The organism is Streptomyces sp. NBC_00663 (assembly GCF_036226885.1).
Lineage (GTDB): Bacteria > Actinomycetota > Actinomycetes > Streptomycetales > Streptomycetaceae > Streptomyces.
This window is the reverse complement of the sequence record NZ_CP109027.1, coordinates 1501879-1523297: the sequence shown is the minus strand read 5'-3', so window position 1 is coordinate 1523297 and position 21419 is coordinate 1501879. Positions and strand designations below refer to the sequence as shown.

The 21419-nt window shown below is 70.7% G+C and carries 17 protein-coding genes; 5 read left to right on the top strand and 12 right to left on the bottom strand.

Annotated features, from left to right (window positions below; all coding sequences use genetic code 11):
- Nucleotides 1-114 precede the first annotated feature (114 nt).
- Nucleotides 115-2799 (top strand): ATP-binding protein, encoded by a 2685-nt coding sequence (locus OG866_RS06945; protein ID WP_329332551.1) that lies wholly within the window; start codon nucleotides 115-117, stop codon nucleotides 2797-2799.
- Nucleotides 2800-2877: 78 nt separating this feature from the next.
- On the opposite strand, the gene OG866_RS06940 is transcribed toward OG866_RS06945, so the two are convergent.
- The 8 genes from OG866_RS06940 to OG866_RS06905 form a co-directional block, all read right to left on the bottom strand.
- Nucleotides 2878-3669: an SDR family NAD(P)-dependent oxidoreductase gene (locus OG866_RS06940; RefSeq protein WP_329332550.1), complete on the bottom strand. Its 792-nt coding sequence runs from the start codon at nucleotides 3667-3669 to the stop codon at nucleotides 2878-2880.
- Between the two features lie 64 nt (nucleotides 3670-3733).
- Complete coding sequence (gene pcaDC, locus OG866_RS06935; RefSeq protein ID WP_329332549.1) at nucleotides 3734-4855, bottom strand: bifunctional 3-oxoadipate enol-lactonase/4-carboxymuconolactone decarboxylase PcaDC; 1122 nt, start codon at nucleotides 4853-4855, stop codon at nucleotides 3734-3736.
- Entirely contained in the window at nucleotides 4852-6177 is a 1326-nt protein-coding gene (gene pcaB, locus OG866_RS06930) for a 3-carboxy-cis,cis-muconate cycloisomerase (protein ID WP_329332548.1), read from the bottom strand. The genes pcaDC and pcaB overlap by 4 nt, the downstream gene beginning before the upstream one ends.
- The gene (pcaG, locus tag OG866_RS06925) at nucleotides 6174-6779 is read right to left on the bottom strand and encodes a protocatechuate 3,4-dioxygenase subunit alpha (protein ID WP_329332547.1); all 606 of its coding nucleotides are present in this window, start codon (nucleotides 6777-6779) and stop codon (nucleotides 6174-6176) included. The genes pcaB and pcaG overlap by 4 nt, the downstream gene beginning before the upstream one ends.
- A gap of 6 nt (nucleotides 6780-6785) precedes the next feature.
- Nucleotides 6786-7559 (bottom strand): protocatechuate 3,4-dioxygenase subunit beta, encoded by a 774-nt coding sequence (gene pcaH, locus OG866_RS06920; RefSeq protein WP_329332546.1) that lies wholly within the window; start codon nucleotides 7557-7559, stop codon nucleotides 6786-6788.
- A gap of 109 nt (nucleotides 7560-7668) precedes the next feature.
- Complete coding sequence (locus tag OG866_RS06915; RefSeq protein WP_329332545.1) at nucleotides 7669-8871, bottom strand: thiolase family protein; 1203 nt, start codon at nucleotides 8869-8871, stop codon at nucleotides 7669-7671.
- Nucleotides 8868-9512 carry a CoA transferase subunit B gene (locus OG866_RS06910; RefSeq protein WP_329332544.1) on the bottom strand — a complete coding sequence of 215 codons (645 nt, stop codon included), beginning with the start codon at nucleotides 9510-9512 and terminating at the stop codon, nucleotides 8868-8870. Before OG866_RS06910 ends, OG866_RS06915 begins: the two co-directional genes overlap by 4 nt.
- Nucleotides 9512-10267 carry a CoA transferase subunit A gene (locus tag OG866_RS06905; protein WP_329332543.1) on the bottom strand — a complete coding sequence of 252 codons (756 nt, stop codon included), beginning with the start codon at nucleotides 10265-10267 and terminating at the stop codon, nucleotides 9512-9514. The genes OG866_RS06910 and OG866_RS06905 overlap by 1 nt, the downstream gene beginning before the upstream one ends.
- A 195-nt stretch (nucleotides 10268-10462) precedes the next feature.
- Between OG866_RS06905 and OG866_RS06900 the strand changes: the two genes are divergently transcribed.
- The gene (locus OG866_RS06900; protein ID WP_329332542.1) at nucleotides 10463-10927 is read left to right on the top strand and encodes a MarR family winged helix-turn-helix transcriptional regulator; all 465 of its coding nucleotides are present in this window, start codon (nucleotides 10463-10465) and stop codon (nucleotides 10925-10927) included.
- Nucleotides 10928-10954: 27 nt separating this feature from the next.
- Here the strand turns inward: OG866_RS06900 and OG866_RS06895 are convergent, their stop codons facing one another.
- On the bottom strand, nucleotides 10955-11974 hold the full coding sequence (locus OG866_RS06895; protein ID WP_329332541.1) for a DUF3048 domain-containing protein: 1020 nt from the start codon (nucleotides 11972-11974) through the stop codon (nucleotides 10955-10957).
- A 245-nt stretch (nucleotides 11975-12219) separates the two neighbouring features.
- Here OG866_RS06895 and OG866_RS06890 point away from each other — a divergent pair, with 245 nt between their 5' ends.
- Complete coding sequence (locus OG866_RS06890) at nucleotides 12220-13410, top strand: zinc-dependent alcohol dehydrogenase (RefSeq protein WP_329332540.1); 1191 nt, start codon at nucleotides 12220-12222, stop codon at nucleotides 13408-13410.
- Nucleotides 13411-13420: 10 nt separating this feature from the next.
- On the opposite strand, the gene OG866_RS06885 is transcribed toward OG866_RS06890, so the two are convergent.
- On the bottom strand, nucleotides 13421-14491 hold the full coding sequence (locus OG866_RS06885; protein WP_329332539.1) for an ATP-dependent DNA ligase: 1071 nt from the start codon (nucleotides 14489-14491) through the stop codon (nucleotides 13421-13423).
- Nucleotides 14492-14566: 75 nt separating this feature from the next.
- Here OG866_RS06885 and ligD point away from each other — a divergent pair, with 75 nt between their 5' ends.
- Nucleotides 14567-15604, top strand: coding sequence for a non-homologous end-joining DNA ligase (gene ligD / locus OG866_RS06880; protein WP_329332538.1), 1038 nt, complete (start codon nucleotides 14567-14569; stop codon nucleotides 15602-15604).
- Here ligD and OG866_RS06875 read toward each other — a convergent pair.
- Nucleotides 15591-17735, bottom strand: coding sequence for an OmpL47-type beta-barrel domain-containing protein (locus OG866_RS06875; protein WP_329343964.1), 2145 nt, complete (start codon nucleotides 17733-17735; stop codon nucleotides 15591-15593). The genes ligD and OG866_RS06875 overlap by 14 nt on opposite strands.
- Before the next feature lie 44 nt (nucleotides 17736-17779).
- Complete coding sequence (locus OG866_RS06870) at nucleotides 17780-20260, bottom strand: ThuA domain-containing protein (protein ID WP_329332537.1); 2481 nt, start codon at nucleotides 20258-20260, stop codon at nucleotides 17780-17782.
- Between the two features lie 189 nt (nucleotides 20261-20449).
- Here OG866_RS06870 and OG866_RS06865 point away from each other — a divergent pair, with 189 nt between their 5' ends.
- Nucleotides 20450-21418 (top strand): multicopper oxidase domain-containing protein, encoded by a 969-nt coding sequence (locus OG866_RS06865; protein ID WP_329332536.1) that lies wholly within the window; start codon nucleotides 20450-20452, stop codon nucleotides 21416-21418.
- The last annotated feature ends 1 nt before the right edge of the window (nucleotide 21419 follow it).

Genomic DNA, 21419 nt, shown 5'->3' with positions numbered 1-21419 from the left:
GCCCCCGCTGTCACCCGTCGAGGCAACAGCTGCCCGGACCGCCCTCCACTTAGGCAATCGGACGGCTACGCTCGAGGTCTGTACGTCGTTCGGGCGACTTGGGGAGGTAACGGGATGACGGAGGCACGGCCCACCCAGGCCGCCTCGGCCTTCCTGTGGGAGCGCGACGAGGAGGTCGCCGCCGTCGAGCGGGCGATCGACACGCTGCGCGCCGACAGCTCGTCGTCGGGCAGCGTGCTGATGTTCCGCGGCGAGGCCGGACTCGGCAAGACCGCGCTGCTGGCCGAGACCCGGCGCAGGGCCGAAGCGCGCGGCTGCGTCGTCTGGTCGGCCCGCGGCGGCGAGACCCTCAGGTCCGTCCCCTTCAACGTGCTGCGGCAGCTGCTCCAGCCCGCCCTGGTGTCCCTGATGCCGGAGGAGGCGCGAGAGTACCTCGGCGACTGGTACGACATCGCCGGCCCCGCCCTCGGACTGACCGAGCCGGGCGAGCGCCAGCCCGACCCGCAGGGCGTGTGCGACGGCCTCGTGGCCGCCGTACGCCGCCTCGCCCGCCGCGACTGGCCGCTGGTGCTCGTCATCGACGACGCCCACTGGGCCGACCAGGAGACCCTGCGCTGGCTCGCCGCGTTCGTCGAGCGCCTCGACGACCTGTCCGTCCTGGTCCTGGTGGCCCGCCGCCCCGGCGAGGTGAGCGGCGAGAGCGCCCGCCACCTCGACGCCGTCGCCGCCGCCGCGGACGCCCCCGTCGCCACGCTCAGCGCCCTGACCCCGGAGGCGACCGCCGGCCTGACCCACGCCACCCTCGGTGAGCACGCCGACGCCCCGTTCTGCCGCGAGGTGTGGGCCGTCACCGGCGGCAACCCGTACGAGACGGTCGAACTCCTCGCCAAGGTCCAGGACAGCGAACTCGAACCGGTCGAGGCCCAGGCCCCCGAACTGCGCGCCCTCAACCGCTCCGCCCGCGGCGGCGGCCTCGTCGCCCGCCTCGAAGGACTCGGCATCGAGGCCACCCGGTTCGCCTGGGCGGCCGCCATCCTCGGCACCGGCATCTCCGTCGGCCTCGTGGCCAAACTCGCCACCATGAGCGACGAGGACGCCGTCCGCTGCGCCGAACTCCTGCGCAACGCCCGCATCCTGACCGAGCCCGACCCCTCCGCCGTCCCGGCGGGCGACGGCGACCTGGAGTTCGTCCACCCGCTCATCGCCAGCGCCGTCTACAACTCCATCCCGCCCGCCCTGTGCACCGCGATGCACGGCATCGCCGCCCGCGTCGTCACCGACTCCGGGCTCGGCGCGGCGATGGCCTCCCGGCACCTCCTCCAGGTCCACCCGGACGACGACGAGGAACTCGTCGAGCAGCTCCGCGAGGCCGCCCGCGAACACCTCGCCGTCGGCGCCCCCGACGCGGCCCGCCGCTGTCTGGAACGGGCACTGCTGGAACCGCCCCGGCAGGAGGCCCACGCGCGCGTGCTCTACGAACTGGGCTGCGCCATCCTCCTGACCGCGCCCGCGACCACCGTCGACCATCTCCAGTCCGCGCTCGCCATGCCGGGCCTCGACGGAGCCGAGCGCGTCGACGCCGTCGTCCGTCTCTCCCAGGCCCTGATCCACAACGACCAGCTGGAGGACGCGGTCCGCACGGTCGAGGCGGAGGCCGCCCGGCACACACCCGGCCCCGCCCAACTCCGGCTCCAGGCCGTGCAGTACATGTGGGAGGGCATCCACGCGGGCGAGGCCGGCTCACCGGGCCGCTCCGAGCGGCTCGCCGAACTCGCCTCGACCTGCACCGGGCGGGACAACTCCGAGCGCGCCCTGCTCATCCTGCGCGGCTTCGACGCCATGACCCACGGGGAGAACGCCGAGGTCGTCGTGGAACTGAGCGACCGCTCCCTCGTCAACGGCCGGCTGGCCCCCGGACTCGGCTGGACCGACACCGAGTGGGGCCTGGAGATCCTCATGATGCTGGCCAGCTCCTACACCTACACCGACCGGCTCGACCGCGCCGAGAGCATGTTCACCGACGCGCTGCGCACCTACGAGTCGGCCGGCTGGAGCGGCGGCCACCTCGCCCTGGCCCACGCCTTCCTCGGCTTCAACCACCGCAGGCGCGGCCGTCTCAGGGAGGCCGAGGACGCGCTGCGCGAGTCCCTGCGCATCGCCGACCGGGTCGCCCGCGGGCTGCCGCTGTACTGGTCGGCCACCTGCAACCTCGTCGACACGCTGCTCGCGCGCGGGCATGTCTCCGAGGCCTGGGACATCGCCGAGCAGTACGGCTTCGCCCCGCCCTATCCGTCGACCATCGTGCTGCCCGACCCGCGCTCGGTCCGGGGCAGGCTGCTGCTGGCCGTGGGCCGCACCCAGGACGGCATCAACGAACTGGAGGCCGCGGAGAAGGCGGCGGCGGCCCGCGGCCACCACAACCCGGTCATGGTCCCCTGGGCGCTCGACCTCGCCCGCGCCCTCTCCACCCAGGACCCGGCGCGTGCCGCCCAGCTCGCCACGGACGCGCGGCGGCGGGCCGAGCGGTTCGGTACGGACACCGCGATCGGTGAGGCGCTGCGATGCGCTGCCGCGCTGGAGACGGGGCAGCGGGCGGTGCGGTTGCTGTCGCAGGCGGTGACCTATCTGGAGGCGTCGCCCTGTCAGTACGAACATGCGTATGCCCGGGTGGAGTACGGGATCGCCGCGCGGTCGGTGGCGGAGATCCAGCGGGGGTTGGCGCTGGCTCGGTCTTGTGGGGCGGATGAGTTGGTGGCTCAGGCGCGAGAGGTTTTGGAGACAGGCAGGGGGCTTCGTTGAGAGCTCGGTCGCTTCGGTGACTGGGCTGGTGCGGGTTGTTCGTGGTTGATCGCGCAGTTCCCCGCGCCCCTAGGGGCGTTACAGCGCGAGGAGTTGATCAGTGACCGTTGCCATTCGTTTCTGTACCTCGTCGTCGTACGTTTTCTCGTGCGCCCTTGCCCTGTTCGTGCCGTCGAAGTAGTTGCCCGTGCCCAAGTCCTCGGTCGCCAGGGCCAGTACGCCCGGGGCGCCGTCCGCCACGGTGCTCCAGGGCGTCACCCCGCCCTCGCGGACCATCGCCGTGTCCATGAAGGTGGCCGGGTGCAGGACGTTCACCGCGATGCCCGTGCCCGTCAACTCCTCGGCCAGGGTGAACGTATGGGCGGCCAGGGCGAACTTGGCGCGTCGGTAGGCCGCGAAGCCGTCGTATCCGCGGCGGAACTCGATGTCGTCGAAGTCGACGGGGTCCTGGCCCACCGAGCCGACGTTGACGATCCGGGCGGGTGCGTTGGCGCGCAGCGTCGGGAGGAGGGTGCGGGTCAGCGCCACCGGGGCCAAGTAGTTGACGGCCAGGCGGAGTTCGTGGCCGTCGGCGCTCAGCTCGCGGGCCGCGCCCGGTGAACCGGCGCCCACACCCGCGTTGTTGATCAGCACGTCCAGGTCGGGATGGGCGTCGGCGACATGCGCGCCCAGCTCGCGCACCTGCGCAAGCGAGGACAGGTCGGCGACGAACGCCTCGGCGTCGCCCTCGGCCCGCAGCTCCTCGACCAGCCGCTCGGTGCGGCCCGGATCGCGGCCGTGAGCGAGGACGACGTGCCCGGAGCGGACCAGCTCGAAGGCGACGTACCGGCCGAGACCGGAGGTGGCGCCGGTGATCAGAACAGTCGACATGCCTCCACCGTAGGCACACGGGGCAGGCATGTGGCAGATGCTGCCGAGGGTAGGACCGGCAGGGTCAGGCTTCCCCGTCCTCCGCCAGCACCCGCTGCGCCGTCGCGAACGCCGAGTTCGCCGCCGGAACCCCGCAGTACACAGCCGTCTGTAGCAGTACGGCGCCGATCTCGTCCGGCGTCAGACCGTTGCGCCGGGCCGCCCGCACATGCATGGCCAGCTCGTCGTAGTGGCCGTGCGCGACCAGCGCCGTCAGCGTGATCATGCTGCGTTCGCGGCGGCTGAGCGTCGGGTCGGTCCAGATCTCGCCCCAGGCGTAGCGCGAGATGAAGTCCTGGTAGCGGGCGGTGAACGGCGTCTGCCGGGCCTGCGCCCGGTCCACGTGGGCGTCGCCGAGGACCTCGCGCCGTACCTCCATGCCCCTCCTGGCGCCGCCGTCGAAGTGGGTGCGCAGGGCTGTCAGCACGGCCTCCGGGCACTCGGCGGGAGCTATGTGCGAGGCGCCCGGGATCTCCACGAGCGCGGCGCCCGGCACCGCGTCGGCGATCTCCCGCAGATGCGCGGGCGGGGTCGCCGGGTCCTCCCGGCCGGCGACCAGCAGGGTCGGCGCGGTGATCTCCGCCAGCCGGTCCCGCAGGTCGAAGGCGGCGAGCGCGTCGCAGCAGGCGGCATACGCCCCGGGATCGGCGTCCCCCTGGTCCCGGACCAGCCGGGGCACGGTGAAGCCGGGTGTGAACCAGCGCGCGTCCGCGCTCTCCACGAGCCAGTCCAGGCCCTCGTCGCGCACCCGTGCCGCCCGCTCCTCCCAGGGCTTGGCCCCGTTGAAGTGGGCCGAGGAGCAGACCACGGCCAGCGACGAGATCCGCTCGGGGTGGTGGACGGCCAGGTGCAGGCCGACCGCACCGCCCAGCGACACCCCCGCGTAGGCGAACCGCTCGATGCCGAGCGAGTCGGCGAGCGCGAGCACCAGCGCGGCGAGGTCGGCGACGGTGGCGCCGGGACCGATCAGGCCGGCCGGGCTGCCGCCGTGTCCGGGCAGGTCCCAGCGGACCACTCGGTGGGTGACGGACAGTTCCGGCGCGACCTTGTCCCAGAGGGCGGACGACGTGCCGAGCGACGGGCCCAGCAGCAGCGGAGAGGCCGAAGTGGGTCCCTCGGTGTGGTGGTTGAGGAGTGTGGCGGTCAACGTCGCTCCAGAGCACGGTCGGTGAGAGTCCCGGCGGCGCCGGTGTAGTGAGTGGGGTCGAGGTCCACGGATTCCTTCAACTCCGGCTCCTCCGGCAGGAGTTCCTGAAGGGAACGGCCCTCGGTGTAGGTGCGGCGCGCCAGCTCGGTCAGCAGTTCCTTGGCGCGGGACCGCCCCAGGACCGGGGCCAGTTCGGCGGATATCCGCTCGGAGACGATCAACCCGTGGGTGAGGTCCAGGTGTTGCCGCATGGCATCCGCGTTCACCCGCAGCCCCTCGGTGAGTTCGGCGGCATCGCGCGCCGCTCCGCCGACCAGCCGGAGCAGATCGCGCAGCGGCTCCCACTCGGCGTGCCAGGCACCGGCCGGCCGCTCGTCCTCGGCCGCCACGGACCCGTACAGCGTCGCGGCGAGCAGAGGCGCCCGCCGGGCGGCGGCGGCGATCAGCGTGGACCGTACGGGATTCGCCTTGTGCGGCATCGCCGAGGAACCGCCGCCGCTGCCCTCCGCCACCTCGGCGATCTCGGTGCGGGCCAGCGTCAGCACATCCGTGGCGATCTTCCCCAGCGCCCCGGCCGCGAAGGCCAGACAGCCGGCGAGATCGGCGATCGGGGTGCGCAGGGTGTGCCAGGGCAGGTCGGGCGCCTTGAGGCCGAGTTCGCGCGCGTACACCGCCGGCAGCGCGGTCGGGTCCGTCGCGCCGTACGCCGTGAAGGCGGCCAGTGTCCCTGCCGCGCCCCCGAGTTGGGCGGGCAGACAGTCGCGTACGGACGTCACCCGGTCCCGTGCGTCCAGGACCAGCGACCGCCACCCGGCCGCCTTCAGCCCGAACGTCGTCGGCACCGCGTGCTGGGTCAGCGTGCGACCCGGCATCGCCGTGTCCCGGTGCTCGGCGGCCAGCACGGCCAGCGCCGCCTCCGTCCGCGCGAGGTCGGCGCGGACCAGGTCGAGGGTGCGCACGGCGACCAGCATCGCCGCCGTGTCCAGGATGTCCTGGCTGGTCGCACCCCGGTGGACGTACGAGCCGTACTCGCCGCCGACCGCCTTCGTCAGATCGGCGACCAGCGGGATCACCGGGTTGCCGCCCGCACGCGCGCGCAGAGCGATGTCCCCGGCGTCGAACTCCCCGGACCGGGCAGCCGCGGTGACCGCCGCGGCGGCCTCGTCCGGGGCCAGCCCAAGGGCCGCCTGGGCACGGGTCAGCGCGGCCTCCGCGTCCAGCAGCGCGCGCAGAAACGCGGCGCCGCTCGTCGCGGCGGCGGCGAGGGACCCGGCCCACCCGGGGGCGAGCAGGCCGGCGTCCGACTCCGGGGCAGATGTCACTGGAACTCCAGGAAGACCGTCTCGCCTTCGCCCTGAAGGCGGATGTCGAAACGGTACGTTCCGTTGCCGCCGTCGGCCGCGATCAACGTGCCGCGTCGCGCGGGGTCCACCTGGTTCAGCAGCGGGTCCGCGGCGAGCGCGGCCTCGTCACCGGGGAAGTAGATCCGCGTGTACAGGTGCACCAGCAGGCCGCGGGCGAACACGCACACGCTGAGATACGGCGCGCTCTGTCCGCGCGCACCCGGGCGCAGAGTCCGCGCGGACCAGTGCCCGCTCGCGTCCGTCTGGCTGCGGCCCCACCCGGTGAACTCCACACCGGTGCGCCCCATGAACCCACCGCTGGCCCCGTCGCGCCGCATCGAGCCGTCGACCCGCGGGATGTTGCCGTCGGGGTCAGGCCCCCACAACTCCACGAACGCGTCCGGCAGAGGCCTGCCCTCACCGTCGTAGACGAAGCCGTGCACGGCGATCGTGTCCGGGTGGCCGACCGGCGCGATGTCCTCGCCGCCGGGGAAGGGCAGGGCGTGGCCGTAGAAGGGGCCGACCGTGTGCGACGGGGTCGGGAGGACCGTCTCCGGACGGCTGGTGTCGATCTTCGTCATGGCAGGTCAGCGTCCCTCTTCGATCCAGGTGGCGTGCGGTCCGTCGAGCACGATGTCCCAGTGGTAGCCCATCGAGAACTCCGGCACCGACAGGTTGTGGTCGTACGTCGCCACCAGCCGCTGCCGGGCCGCGTCGTCCGTCACCGACTGGATGATCGGGTCGTACGGGAACAGCGGGTCGCTCGGGAAGTACATCTGCGTCACCAGCCGCTGGGTGAACGCCGTCCCGAAGAGCGAGAAGTGGATGTGGGCGGGGCGCCAGGCGTTGACGTGCTGGCGCCACGGGTAGGGGCCCGGCTGGATCGTCGTGAAGCGGTACTGGCCCTCGCCGTCGGTCAGGGTACGGCCGACGCCGGTGAAGTTCGGGTCGAGCGGCGCGTCGTGCTGCTCGCGCTGATGGGCGTACCGGCCCGCCGAGTTGGCCTGCCAGATCTCGATGAGCTGGCCGCGGATGGGACGGCCGTCACGGTCGAGGAGCCGCCCGGAGACGGTGATGCGCTCGCCGATCGGCTCGCCGTTGTGCTGCCGGGTGAGGTCGTTGTCGATCTCGGTGATGTCCCGCTCCCCGAAGGCGGGGGAGTGCAGCTCCACCAGCTCCGGGTCCTTGGACACGTCGATGGTGACCGGCGGCTGCTTGGGGTGGCGCAGCACCGAGGAACGGTACGGCGCGTAGTCGCGGCGCGGCTGGTGCTCCACGGGGGCGCCGTCGGCGACCCGCTTCTCGTAGGCGGCGTGCTCGGCCGCGATCTCCTGGTCGATGTCCTGCTGGGTGAGGGTCATAGGGAGGTCCTGAGGGTTCCTGACGAATTCGGGGCGAGGTACAGCGCCCCGTCAGGGGCGCGGGGAACTGCGCGACCAGCCACTGGCGGCCCGCAGTCGCAGTCGATGCTCAACGCTCCAAGACGAGAGCGAGTCCTTGGCCGACACCGATACACAACGTGGCGACACCAACCCCACTGCCCCGACGGGCAAGTTGGTGCGCCACGGTACCGGCAAGCCGAGCCCCGGAAGCCCCGAGCGGATGCCCGAGAGCAATCGCACCGCCCTGCGGATTGAGGATCGCCGGATCGAACTCGGGCCATTCGGCGACACACCCGAGCACCTGCGCCGCGAACGCCTCGTTCAGCTCCAGGACCGACAGGTCGTCGAAGCTCTTGCCCGCCTTGGCCAGTGCGCGGTTGACGGCCTCTACGGGGGCGAGCCCGAAGTAGTCCGGGTCGAGGGCGTGGACGCCGGTGGCGGAGATCCGCGCGAGCGGCTCACGGCCGGTCGCCTTCAGCCCCTCCTCGTCGACCAACAGCAGTGCCGCCGCACCATCGTTGAGCGGCGAGGCGTTGCCCGCGGTGACCGTTCCGCCGTCCTTACGGAAGGACGGCTTGAGCTTCGCCATCGCCTCCAGCGACGCATCCGCCCGTACGCATTCGTCGGCGCCGAGGACAACCGGGTCGCCCTTGCGCTGGGGGATCGACACAGGAGCCAACTCCGCGTCGAACAGCCCCTGTCGCTGAGCCGAGGCCGCCTTCTGATGGGACGCCAGCGCGAACTCGTCCTGCTGCTCACGCGTGATCTTGTGCTTGTCCGCGATCAACTCCGCGCTCTCGCCCAGCGGGATGGTCCACTGCGGGTCCATCCGCGGGTTCACCATGCGCCAGCCGAGGGTGGTCGAGTACAGCTCGGTGTGCCCGGCGGGGAAGGCCCGGTCGTTCTTGGGCAGGACGTACGGCGCACGGGTCATCGACTCCACACCGCCCGCCACGGCGATGGACGCGTCCCCGACGGCGATGGCGCGGGCCGCCTGGATCACCGCCTCAAGCCCGGAGGCGCACAGGCGGTTGACGGTCACCCCCGGCACCGACGTCGGCAGACCGGCCAACAGCGCGCCCATGCGCGCGACGTTGCGGTTCTCCTCCCCGGCCCCGTTCGCGTTGCCGAAGTACACGTCCTCGATGCGGGACGGGTCCAAGCCGGGTGTACGGGCGACGAGTTCGCGGATGGCGTGGGCGGCCAGGTCGTCCGGGCGCGTCGAGGACAGACCGCCGTTGTAGCGACCGATCGGCGTGCGGACGGCGTCGACGATGTAGACGGACTTCACAGCAGCTCCTCCGCGACGGTCAGTTTGGCGTCGGTCTTGGCGATGACGTCGTCAACGGCGACTCCGGGCGCGACCTCGGTCAACACCAGCCCGTCCGTGGTCACGTCGATCACGCCGAGATCGGTGATGACTCGGTTCACACACGCCTTGCCCGTGAGCGGCAGCGCGCATTCGGAGAGGATTTTCGGCGAGCCGTCCTTGGCGGTGTGGGTCATCACGACGATGACCGTACGGGCGCCGTGGACCAGGTCCATCGCCCCGCCGATCCCGGTGATCATCTTCCCGGGGATCGCCCAGTTCGCGAGGTCACCGCCGGCGGAGACCTGCATCGCGCCCAGCACGGCGACATCGATGTGCCCGCCCCGGATCATCGAGAAGGACAGCGCCGAGTCGAAGAAGGAGGCGCCCGGCAGCACCGTGACGGTCTCCTTGCCGGCGTTGATCAGATCCGGGTCGACCGCGTCCTCGGCCGGATAGGGGCCGGTGCCGAGGATGCCGTTCTCGCTCTCCAGCACCACCTCCACGCCCTCCGGGAGATAGTTCGGGATCAGCGTCGGCAGGCCGATGCCGAGATTGACGTACTGCCCGTCCTCCAGCTCGCGCGCCGCCCGCGCGGCCATCTGCTCGCGTGTCCAGGCCATCAGTTGCTCACCGTCCGCTTCTCGATGCCCTTGTCGGCGGCCTGTTCCGGCGTCAGCGCCACCACCCGCTGCACGAAGATCCCCGGCAGATGCACCGCGTCCGGCTCGATCTCGCCGGGCTCCACGAGCTCCTCGACCTCCGCGATCGTCACCCGTCCCGCCATCGCCGCGAGGGGGTTGAAGTTCCGGGACGACTTGTTGAAGACGAGATTCCCGTGCCGGTCGCCCTTCCAGGCCCGCACCAGCGCGAAGTCGGTACGGATGCCCCGCTCCAGCACGTACTCGGTGCCCTCGAACTCGCGCACCTCCTTCGGCGGCGAGGCGAGCGCGACGCCGCCCTCACCGTCGTACCGCCACGGCAGCCCGCCCTCGGCGACCTGGGTGCCGACACCGGCGGGGGTGTAGAAGGCGGGGATGCCGGCGCCACCGGCCCGCAGCCGCTCGGCGAGCGTGCCCTGCGGGATCATCTCGACCTCCAGCTCACCGGACAGGTACTGCCGGGCGAACTCCTTGTTGGCGCCGATGTAGGAACCGGTCACGCGCGCGATGCGGCCCGCCGACAGCAGGACGGCCAGGCCGGACTCCATGGCGCCACAGTTGTTGGAGACGACGCCCAGGCCGCTGGTCCCGCGCTCGTACAGCGCCTGGATCAGCACGTTGGGCACCCCGCTCAGTCCGAAGCCGCCGACGGCGAGGGTCGCGCCATCCGGCACATCGGCCACCGCCTCGGCGGCTGTGGCGACCACCTTGTCCATGCGTGAAGCTCCATCCCGCCGATTAGTCAGGGCACTGAGTATTTCGGTGAAGTTTCCTTCACGCTGCCACCGGAAGGGTGCGACGTCAAGACCCTGAAGAAAGGCGAGGTCAGTGATGTGGAGCGAGCTACAGACAGTCATGGGGCCGACGGGTATTGTTCAGTGCACCAATCAATTCGATCGTGGGGAGCGCACATGGCCGCGGTGGACCTCACCACCCACCCCGGGCACCTGGCCCGCCGTTTGCAGCAGGCCCACTACCTGCTGTGGAACACGATGGTCTCGGAGGAGATCACCTCGCCCCAGTTCGCGGTCCTCAACGCGCTCGTCGCCGAGCCGGGCCTGGACCAGCGCACGGTGGGGGAGCGGGTGGGGCTCGACCGGTCGACCATCGCCGAGGTGATCAGCCGGCTCGGCCGCCGCGGGCTGCTCGACAAGGTGCGCGACCCGCAGGACGGCCGCCGTTTCCTGCTGCGCCTCACCGACGACGGAGTGCGCACCCACCGCAAGCTGACCGTCCGCACGGCCCGGATGAACCAGGTCTTCCTCGCCCCGCTCTCCGCCGCCGAGCAGTCCGTGTTCTTCGAGCTGATCCAGCGGGTCGCGGACGCGGCCGAGGGGCTCCGCAACCCGGCGGAACCCCTCGCGGCGCAGCGTTGACCGAGCGTTGCGGCGCCGGTCGGGTCTTCAGGACGCTTTGGCGAACAGCACCCACACCTGACCCTCGGCGAAGTTCACCGGATCCCCGCCGGTCGTCGTGAACGTCGTACCGTCCGTGGCCTTGTCGCGCTCCCAGCGGACGTCGTACGCCTTCCCGCCGCGCAGCACCTTCGCCTTCCCCGAGCCGACGGTCTCGGTGTACGGCGTGTTGTTGCCGAGGAAGTCGTGGAAGTCGGACTTGCGGATCTTCACGTACTGCACGACGACCGTCGCCGGGGCGATCCGCTTGCCGCCGGTCGTCACGGCCGGGGTGCCGTCCATGGAGACCAGATAGCGGTCGCGGCTCGACGACCAGGTGAAGGAGTAGCCGGCCGCCGGGTAGCGCACGGTCTCCGACGTGTCCTTCTTGCCGCCCGAGGGGGCGGCGCCGTAGGTGAAGCCGGTGGTCAGGGCGTCCGCGCCGGGAGCGCTGGGCAGCAGCCGGGACGGGTGCAGGTAGAGGTTGTGCGGGGCGGGCTTGTCGGTGCCGCGGAAGTAGGCGCCGGAGGTCTTGCCCGGTGTCTGCGGGTTCAGCGGCGCCCTGTTGATCAGCGGCATCAGCTTGCCCTGGGCGCCGGAGAAGGCGAGCGTCGGATGGTCGAACTGGCGCAGCAGCTCCAGGTCGGACTCCCGGGCGCTGCGCACCGGACCGATGGTCTTCGGGAGCCTGGTCGCGTAGACCGCCATCAGCCGGCTCAGCCCGCCCTCGACCTGCTCGGCGTAGATGATGTCGGCGGCATCGGTGCCCGTGTGCGGCCGGGCCGCCCGCGCGTTGTCGATCTTCACGGCGAGCACGGACGCGCCGGCAAGCTCGCTCTGCCCGCTCTGCGACGGCTCCGGGCTCTGCTCGTCACCGGGGGTCCGCGCCTGCTCGGCGCCCCGGCCGTCGTCCTTCGGCTCCGGCCGACCGGAACCCGTGCAGCCCGCCGCCGCCAGGGAAACCGTCAGCGCGGCGGCCAGGAGCGCCGCCGTAGTGCCGGCGCGCCCGGTGCGCGCCCTTCGTCCCATGCCCACCGTCGCCACCCAAGTCTCGTTTCGCTGATTGTGCGCTTATTTGTTCATTGCTGGCCATACCCGCTCGGATTTGACCGGCGGGTGAATACCTCTGGTGAACACCTCTGAGGGAGCGCGCTGCTACGCCGAGCGGCCCAGAGCGCGGCGCGGGGCGGCGGTCCGGAGCGGTTCGGCGCGGTGGGGCCGGGTACCCGGGGCGCCTCCGAAGGGGGAAGCAGGGGGGAAGGGAGCGTGCGGCGATGAAGGCAGTCACCTGGCAGGGCAAGCGGGACGTACGGGTGGAGACCGTGCCCGATCCGGGGATCCAGGAGCCCACGGACGCCGTCATCCGCATCACGTCGAGCGGACTGTGCGGCTCCGATCTGCATCTGTACGAGGTGCTCACCCCGTTCATGACTCCGGGCGACATCCTCGGTCACGAGCCCATGGGCATCGTCGAGGAGGTCGGCGCCGGGGTGCCCGACCTCAAGGCGGGCGACCGGGTCGTCGTCCCCTTCCAGATCGCCTGCGGCAGCTGCTGGATGTGCGAGAACTCCCTGCCGACCCAGTGCGAGACCACCCAGGTCACCGGCGAGGGCATGGGCGCCGCGCTCTTCGGCTACACCCGGCTGTACGGGGCCGTACCCGGCGCCCAGGCCGAGTATCTGCGTGTCCCGCAGGCCCAGTTCGGCCCGATCAAGGTGCCCGAGGGGCCGCCCGACGACCGTTTCGTCTATCTCTCCGACGTCCTGCCCACCGCCTGGCAGGCCGTCGCCTACGCGGACATCCCGGAGGGCGGCACCGTCGCCGTGCTCGGCCTCGGGCCCATCGGCGACATGGCCTGCCGGGTCGCACAGCTGCGGGGCGCCGGAGCGGTGTTCGGGGTCGACCTGGTCAGCGAGCGGCTGCACCGGGCGGGGCAGCGGGGTGTGGAGACCTTCGACCTGCGGGACTTCGACGGCGAGAAGGAACTCGTCACCGCGATCCGCGACCGCACCGCGGGCCGTGGCCCCGACGCCGTGATCGACGCGGTCGGCACCGAGGCCCACGGCAGCGCCGCCGCCCGCCTGGCCCAGAACGCCGCTTCCCTGCTGCCGCGGAAACTGGGCGGCCCCCTCGCCGAACGCTTCAGCGTCGACCGGCTCGCCGCCCTCTACACCGCCATCGACCTGGTACGCCGGGGCGGCACGATCTCCCTCTCCGGTGTCTACGGCGGCACGGCCGACCCGCTGCCGCTGCTCACCCTGTTCGACAAGCAGATCCAGCTCCGCATGGGCCAGGCCAATGTGCGCCGCTGGGTCGACGAGATCCTCCCGCACCTGACCGACGACGACGTCCTCGGCGTCGACGACTTCGCCACCCATCGGGTCCCGCTGGACGATGCGCCGCACGCGTACGAGATGTTCCAGCGCAAGCAGGACGGCGCGGTGAAGGTGCTGATGAAGCCGTAGCCGCGGCGCGTCAGCCGGGAGAGCCCAGGATCTCGGCCAGGTCGTAGCGCACCGGCTCCTCCAGCTGTCCGTACGTGCAGCTCTCCGGCGTCCGGTCCGGGCGCCAGCGGCGGAAGCGGGCCGTGTGCCGGAACCGTGCCCCGTTCTCCATGTGGTCGTACGCCACCTCGGCCACCCGCTCCGGCCGCAGCGGCACCCAGGACAGGTCCTTCTTGCCCGACCAGCGGCTGGGCGCCCCGGGCAGCCGTGCCGTCTCGTGCGCGGCCTCGTCCGACCAGGCCGCCCAGGGATGTCCCGTGGCGTCCGCCATGCGCAGCGGCTCCAGCTCCTCGACCAGCTCCGCGCGCCGCTTCATGGTGAAGGCGGCCGACACGCCCACGTGCTGGAGGGCGCCCTGGTCGTCGTACAGCCCGAGCAGCAGGGACCCGACTACGGGGCCGCTCTTGTGGAGGCGGTAGCCCGCGACGACCACGTCCGCCGTCCGCTCGTGCTTGATCTTGAACATCGCTCGCTCGTCCTGGAGGTAGTGCAGGCCGAGCGGCTTGGCGATGACGCCGTCGAGACCGGCCCCCTCGTACTGCTCGAACCAGTTCCGGGCGACGTCGATGTCGGTCGTCGCGGGCGCGAGATGGACCGGCGGGGTGACGTCGGACAGGGCCGTGGCCAGCAGGGCCCGCCGGTCGGTCAGCGGGACGTCGAGGAGCGACTCGTCGGCCAGGGCCAGCACGTCGAAGGCGACGAACGACGCCGGGGTGCGCTCGGCGAGCGTCCGCACCCGGGAGTCCGCCGGGTGGATGCGCTCGGTGAGCGCGTCGAAGTCCAGCCGCCCGTCCCGGGCGATGACGATCTCGCCGTCCAGCACGCAGCGCTCGGGCAGCCGCTCCGCGAGGGCCCCCACCAGCTCGGGAAAGTACCTGGTCAGCGGCTTGCCGGTGCGGCTGCCGAGCTCGACCTCGGTCCGGTCGCGGAACACGATGGCCCGGAACCCGTCCCACTTCGCCTCGTACTGCATGCCCGGCGGGATCTTCGCGACCGACTTGGCGAGCATGGGCTTCACGGGAGGCATGACCGGCAGATCCATGCTTCCGATTCTGCTGGCCACTGCTGGATTTCGCCCGGTATGCGGGGGATGTTCCACTGGCCTACCGTGGCTCGCATGGGTGACGCGGTGGAGCTTGAGGTGGCCGGGCGGACCGTACGGCTGTCCAGTCCGGACAAGATCTTCTTCCCGGAGCGCGGTTTCACCAAGCTGGACCTGGCCGAGTACTACATCGCCGTCGCCCCGGGAATCCTGCGCGCCCTGCGCGACCGGCCCACCACCCTGGAGCGCTATCCCGACGGTGTCACGGGCGAGAACTTCTTCCAGAAGCGGGCGCCGAAGAACATGCCCGACTGGATCCCGACCGCCCACATCACCTTCCCGAGCGGCCGCAGCGCGGACGAGATGTGCCCCACCGAGGAGGCCGCGGTGCTGTGGGCCGCCCAGTTCGGCACGCTCACCTTCCACCCGTGGCCGGTACGGCGCGACGACGTCGACCGCCCCGACGAACTCCGCATCGACCTCGACCCCCAGCCCGGCACCGACTACGACGACGCCGTCCGCGCCGCCGGTGAACTCCGCGCCGTGCTGGAGGAGTTCGGCGGACTGCGCGGCTGGCCCAAGACGTCCGGCGGACGCGGACTGCACGTCTTCGTGCCCATCGAGCCGCGCTGGACCTTCACCCAGGTGCGGCGGGCCGCGATCGCGGTCGGGCGGGAGATGGAACGGCGGATGCCGGACCACGTGACGATCAAGTGGTGGAAGGAGGAGCGCGGCGAGCGCATCTTCATCGACTACAACCAGACCGCCAGGGACCGCACGATCGCGTCCGCCTATTCGGTACGACCCCGCCCGCACGCCCCCGTCTCCGCACCCCTGCGCTGGGACGAGGTGGGCGTCGCGCATCCCCAGGACTTCGATCTCGCGACCATGCCCGCGCGCTTCGCCGAACTCGGCGATGTGCACGCGGACATGGACGATCACGCGTTCTCGCTGGAACCCCTGCTGGAACTGGCCCGCAGGGACGAGCACGACCACGGACTCGGCGATCTGCCGTACCCGCCCGAGTATCCGAAGATGCCGGGGGAGCCCAAGCGGGTACAGCCGAGCAGAGCAGCCAAGAAGGCGCCCGGGATGCCTCCTACAGCTCCTTGATCCGCACGTCCCGGTAGGAGACGATGTCCGTCGTGCTGTGCACCTGGAGTCCGATGTAGCCGGAGGCGAACCGCCTGCCGTCCGTGCCCGGGTCGTCCGAGCGGGGCGGAGTGAAGTCCTGGCCGCCGATGTTGTCGAACTCGTTGATGAGCACGCCGTTGCGGTAGACCGAGTACTGCTGGTCCACCACCCGGATCTCGTAGTCGTTCCAGGTGCCCTTCTGGGTCACGCCCGCGCCGGCCAGGCCCACACGGTCGAACCCGTAGATCGAGCCCGTCTTGTACATGTCGCCGTCAGGCCGGTCCAACACCTGCACCTCGTGCCCGTACTTGATGGCGACCCACTCCGGCCGGGACTCCTCGGGGTGGTCGTGGACCCACGGGAAGCGCACGAACACACCGGAGTTGGCGTTGCCGGTGCCCGGGGCGTCGTCGCGCCACTGGAGGCGGAGCGAGAAGTCGCCGTACTTGCGCTCGGGGAACCACAGCATGCCGAGCCCGGCCCTGATCGTCCCGGAGGTGAGGGACCCGTCGGCGTTGAGGGCGAACGAACCCCCGCCCACCTGCTGCCACTTGGCGAACGACTCGGCGGTGCCGTCGAGGATCTTCCGGTACCCCTCGGTCTGCCCCGGCTTGCCGATCCCGGACTGGCGGGCGGCCTTCTGGACGGCGTTGTACTCGCGCTGGTCGACGACGCCTTCCTTGAGGAGCCTGTCCAGGACCGTCTTCACGTGCTTCAGGAAGAGCGCGTGGGACGTCCACTCCTTCTCGTCCTCGATCAACTCGTTGATCCGACACCGGTTGTTGGTCAGCCGGTTGGGCACACCCGAGTCGACATCACCGACTGTCACCGTCAACCGCTCGTCGAACTCCGGGCAGTTGGGTGCGGGCACCTGGCTCGACACCACGGTGAAGGTCACCGTGCGGGCGGCGGCGGTGTTGCCCGCCTTGTCCGTGGCCCGGTAGGCGAGGGTGTGGGTGCCCGCGCGATCGACGACCACCGGGACGGTGTACGTGAGATACGGACCGCCGTCGATCGAGTACTCCACCCGGTCGACGCCCGACCCGCCCTCGTCCGTCGCGCTCACGGTGACCTTGGCGTTGCCGATGTAGGCCCCGGCCGAGTTCTTCGTGCCCTCGACACTCACGCCCGTCACGGGCGGTGCGGTGTCCGGCGAGGGCGTCGCGACGACCTTGAACTGGACGCTCTTCTCGGCGGCGACGTTCCCCGCCTTGTCGGTGGCCCGGTAGCGGACGGTGTGGGTGCCGAGCTGGTGCACCATCACGGGGGCGGTGTACGGCTGCCAGGCTCCGCTGTCGACCGCGTACTCGATGCCGTTGACCCCGGAACCGGTGTCGGAGGCCGACACGGTCACCGTCGCCATGTCGAAGTACGCCCCGTCGGCGTCCTGTTCACCCGTCACCGTCGCCGAGGTGTCCGGTGGGGTGGTGTCGTCGGAGGCCGGCGGCACCACCGTGAACGTGACGCTCTTCTCCGCCGAGACGTTCCCCGCCTTGTCGAGCGCCCGGTAGCGGATCGTGTGACCGCCCACCTGGTCGACGACGACCGGGGTGGTGTACGGCAGCCAGTCGCCCGTGTCGCCGACCGCGTACTGGACGCTGTCGACCCCGGAGCCGCCCTCGTCGGTGGCGCTGATCGCCACGCTCGCCGAACCGACGTACTCGCCCTGGGCGTTCTGCGTACCCGTGACCTGCGCCGCCGTCGCGGGCGGCGTGGTGTCGGTGCCGCCGCCCTCGGTCACCACGAGGATGCCCTGCATCTGGCCGTGGCCCGGGATCGTGCAGTGGTAGAAGTAGCGGCCCGGGGTGAGCGTGACCTCGGCGGTGTGCCGGCCGCCCATGTCGTCGTTCGGGTTGGCCAGGATGTTGACCGCGACGTCGCTGTTGAACGCGGGGTCGCTCGTGACGAAGGTCAACGTGTGCGGCATGCCGGTGGTGTTGCCGGTGGCCGCGCTGTTCTCGAAGACGATCGTCGCCTGACCGGCCACCGCGGTCGTCGGCGCCGACGTGTACTGGGTGATGTCGTCGCCGGCGGTCCAGGTGAGGGTCTGGGCGGCGGCCGTCTCCTCGGGCTGTGCGGTACTCGGTACGGCCTGGAGGCCGAGCAGCATCAGCACCGCCGCCAACAGGGCGGTCAGGACTCTTCGTTGCCGTGTCACTGCGCCGCCCCCCTGGCCAGCTGATCGGCGGCCGGTGTCGGACCACCGCCCGTGTAAGTGACCCGCCACAGCGCCGACTTGGCGTCCGAGGTGAAGAAACCCCGGCCGTAGTCGAGCACGTACAGCGAGCCGTCCGGACCGAACTTCCAGTCCATGAGGTTCTTGATGCCGTCGTTGCCGATCGGGATGATCTTCTTCAACGACTCGGAGTGCACGGGCAGTCCACCCTCCCCATGGTTCTTCGGGTCGGTGATGACGGCGTTGCGCGGCTGGTCGGCGTCGTAGAAGTCGCCGATGAACCATTTGCCGTCCCAGTACGAAGGCCACTTCACCTCGCTCGTGCTCCCGGTGTCGTAGCGGTAGACCGGCCCGTTCATCGCGGCCTGGCCGCCGCCCTTCAGCCACGGCAGCAAATACGTGGACTCCTCCTGCTTGTACGACGGGATGCCGTTGGCGTCGCGCGGGAAGTCCGGGGCGCCGCCCTGGGGCGAGTACCAGATGTTGTTGCCGGTGACCGGCGGGAGATTGACGAGGCCGTCGTTGTTCGGGGACTCGTTCTTCGGGTGGTCGCAGTCGTACCAGCCGAGCGGCTGCGTCGGGTCGGGGAGGTTGCGGTCGCGGTAGGGCTGCTTGTTGCCCATGCAGTACGGCCAACCCCGGTTGCTCGCCTTGGTGATGACGGCGAACGTGTCGTACTTCGCCGGACCCCAGGTGGTGGACGGCGCCGAGGCGTCCGGGCCGACCCAGCCGGCGTAGAGGACGTCGGTCTTCTTGTCGACGAAGATGCGGGCCGGGTTCCTGACCCCCATCACATAGATCTCGCCGCGCGTCTTGCCGCCGCCCTCGTCGGTCTCCTGTCCGGTGAAGAGGTTCCCGGCGGGCAGGGTGTAGGTCCCGTCCGCCTCCGGGTGGATGCGCAGGATCTTGCCGTTGAGGTTGTGGGTGTTGCCGGCGGTGCGGCGCGCGTCGGCGAAGGAGACGCCCTTGTAGTTGGGCTCCGGGTTGTTGCCCGAGTAACCGTCGCTGAAGCGGCTGGAGTTGTTGTCGCCGGTCGCGATGTACAGGTTGCCCTTGGAGTCCCAGGTCATCCCGCCGCCCGCGTGGCAGCAACTGTGGATCTGCACCGGCCACTTGAGCAGCACCTTCTCACTGCCCAGGTCCAGCTTGTTCGTCGCGAGGTCGAGCGTGAAGCGGGAGACGCGCCGCTCGGCCATCTGTGTCTCACGGTTGATCTGGGAGTGCGGCGTGTAGTGCAGATACACCCACCCGTTCTCCTCGAACCGCGGATCGAGCTCGATACCGAGGAGGCCCTCCTCGACCTTCACCAGTTCGTCGCCGCCGCCCTTGTTGCCGAAGACGGTGAGGGCGCCCGCGAGGGTCACCTTCTTGGTCTTCGGGTCGTAGACGTGGATCTCGCCCCGGCCCTTGCCGATGTCGGGGCTGTTCCAGTCGGTGACCACGGGCTGGGAGGAGTCGGCGCCGCCCCGCCCGATGTAGAGCACCCGCCCGTCGGGCGCGGTGACCAGGCCGTGCGGTTCGCCGATCTGGTCGTTCTGCCCCGGCTGGTTGGGCTGCGTAAGCCGCTCGGCCTTGTAGTTGCCGGTGATGGTCGCCTTGCAGTCGGCCCGCACCAGCCGCGAGGTCCACATCAGTGCGCCCCGCAGATGCGCACGGAAGTCGGCCTCGTCGTACGACGACACGGTGCCGCCCATACCGGTGTAGAAGGAGCGCCCGCCGTCGTAGTCACGGCACCAGCTGACCGGATGGTCCCAGCCGTTCTTCCCGTCCCCCGGCTGATACGTCGACTCGCGCACCCGGGCCACGGTGTGCACGGAACCCGACGGGTTCTTGGCCCAGTTGAACCACTGATCCGGCCGTTTCCACTGCACCGGCAGATCCTTGGTCGCCGGATGCTGCCGGTCGCCCACCTCGACGACGGCCCGCTGCACGGCGGTGGGACTGGCGGCGGCGGGACGGGCGCCGACGAGCCCCGTGAACCAGTCCGAGTACGGCTCGGCGCGGGCGGCGTCATGGATGCCGACGAACCCGCCGCCGGCCTCCATATAGGCCTCAAGTCCCGCCTCCTCCTCGGGATCGAGGATGTCGCCACCCCCGGTGAGGAAGACGATGGCGTTGTAACGACCGAGCTTCGCCTCATCGGTGAACACCGAGGCGTCGTTCGTGGCCACGGTCTTGAACCGCTGATCGGCCGGCCCGGACAGCCCGATCTTCTCGATCGCCTCGATCCCGGCATTCACGACCGGCGACTCCTCGCCGGCCGCGGCGGACCCGTAGAAGAGCAGCACCCGTACATTCGCGCCGCCCGGCGGCGACTTCACGGACATCGTTGTCAGTGTCGGTCCCGGCGCCGGGCGCGCGGTGGCGACGGGACCGGACATCAGCCCGGCCACGACGACCCCGGCGGTCACGCCCGCCACACCGACCCGTCTTCTCGTGCTCAACCCTCGTAAGTGCATGGGCACCTCCTCGGTCACAGCGACAGCGCCAAGGAAGCTAGACCCCTTTGCGCAACTCGCCAATACCTATGACCGAGTTGGGGCCAACTTTGTCCTGAGTGTGGATAAACGGCGGAACGGCCGGTACCGTCTCACCGGTTCATCACAGGTACGTCTCCGCAAATTCCGTCCCAGGGTGGGGAGTTCCGCATGGACAGACGCGGTTTCAATCGAAGGATGCTGCTGGGTGGCGCGGCGGTGGTGGGCGCCGGGACCGTCGCGACATCGTTGTCCGTCGCGCCGGAGGCCGCGAGCGCCGACACCCCGGCGAAGACGGCCCCGGCGGGCGGCGAGGTGCGGCACCTCAAGCTGTATGCCGAGAAGCTCGCCGACGGACAGATGGGCTACGGCTTCGAGAAGGGCAAGGCGACGATCCCGGGTCCGCTGATCGAGCTGAACGAGGGCGACACGCTGCACATCGAGTTCGAGAACACGATGGACGTGCGGGCGAGCCTCCATGTCCACGGTCTGGACTACGAAGTCTCCAGCGACGGAACGAAGTTGAACAAGAGCGACGTGGAACCGGGCGGCACCCGCACCTACACCTGGCGCACCCACGCCCCCGGCCGCCGCAAGGACGGCACCTGGCGGTCGGGCAGCGCCGGCTACTGGCACTACCACGACCACGTGGTGGGCACGGAACACGGCACGGGCGGCATCCGCAAGGGCCTGTACGGCCCGGTGATCGTCCGCCGCAAGGGCGACATCCTCCCCGACGCGACGCACACGATCGTCTTCAACGACATGCTCATCAACAACAAACCGGCGCATTCCGGCCCCGACTTCGAGGCCACGGTGGGCGACCGGGTCGAGTTCGTGATGATCACGCACGGCGAGTACTACCACACCTTCCATATGCACGGTCACCGCTGGGCCGACAACCGCACCGGCATGCTCACCGGCCCCGACGACCCGAGCCAGGTCATCGACAACAAGATCGTGGGCCCGGCGGACTCCTTCGGCTTCCAGGTGATCGCGGGGGAGGGGGTCGGGGCGGGCGCGTGGATGTACCACTGCCATGTCCAGAGCCATTCGGACATGGGGATGGTGGGGTTGTTCCTGGTGAAGAAGACGGACGGGACGATTCCGGGATACGAGCCGCATGAGCATGAGCACTGAT

What these genes read in the sequence shown, in the direction of transcription:
- OG866_RS06945 (WP_329332551.1), top strand. Translation starts at nt 115, where the DNA reads ATGACGGAGGCACGGCCCACCCAGGCCGCCTCGGCCTTCCTGTGGGAG.
- OG866_RS06940 (WP_329332550.1), bottom strand. Translation starts at nt 3,669, where the DNA reads ATGTCGACTGTTCTGATCACCGGCGCCACCTCCGGTCTCGGCCGGTAC.
- pcaG (WP_329332547.1), bottom strand. Translation starts at nt 6,779, where the DNA reads ATGACGAAGATCGACACCAGCCGTCCGGAGACGGTCCTCCCGACCCCG.
- pcaH (WP_329332546.1), bottom strand. Translation starts at nt 7,559, where the DNA reads ATGACCCTCACCCAGCAGGACATCGACCAGGAGATCGCGGCCGAGCAC.
- OG866_RS06910 (WP_329332544.1), bottom strand. Translation starts at nt 9,512, where the DNA reads ATGGCCTGGACACGCGAGCAGATGGCCGCGCGGGCGGCGCGCGAGCTG.
- OG866_RS06905 (WP_329332543.1), bottom strand. Translation starts at nt 10,267, where the DNA reads ATGGACAAGGTGGTCGCCACAGCCGCCGAGGCGGTGGCCGATGTGCCG.
- OG866_RS06900 (WP_329332542.1), top strand. Translation starts at nt 10,463, where the DNA reads ATGGCCGCGGTGGACCTCACCACCCACCCCGGGCACCTGGCCCGCCGT.
- OG866_RS06895 (WP_329332541.1), bottom strand. Translation starts at nt 11,974, where the DNA reads ATGGGACGAAGGGCGCGCACCGGGCGCGCCGGCACTACGGCGGCGCTC.
- OG866_RS06890 (WP_329332540.1), top strand. Translation starts at nt 12,220, where the DNA reads ATGAAGGCAGTCACCTGGCAGGGCAAGCGGGACGTACGGGTGGAGACC.
- OG866_RS06885 (WP_329332539.1), bottom strand. Translation starts at nt 14,491, where the DNA reads ATGGATCTGCCGGTCATGCCTCCCGTGAAGCCCATGCTCGCCAAGTCG.
- ligD (WP_329332538.1), top strand. Translation starts at nt 14,567, where the DNA reads ATGGGTGACGCGGTGGAGCTTGAGGTGGCCGGGCGGACCGTACGGCTG.
- OG866_RS06875 (WP_329343964.1), bottom strand. Translation starts at nt 17,735, where the DNA reads ATGCTGCTCGGCCTCCAGGCCGTACCGAGTACCGCACAGCCCGAGGAG.
- OG866_RS06870 (WP_329332537.1), bottom strand. Translation starts at nt 20,260, where the DNA reads ATGCACTTACGAGGGTTGAGCACGAGAAGACGGGTCGGTGTGGCGGGC.
- OG866_RS06865 (WP_329332536.1), top strand. Translation starts at nt 20,450, where the DNA reads ATGGACAGACGCGGTTTCAATCGAAGGATGCTGCTGGGTGGCGCGGCG.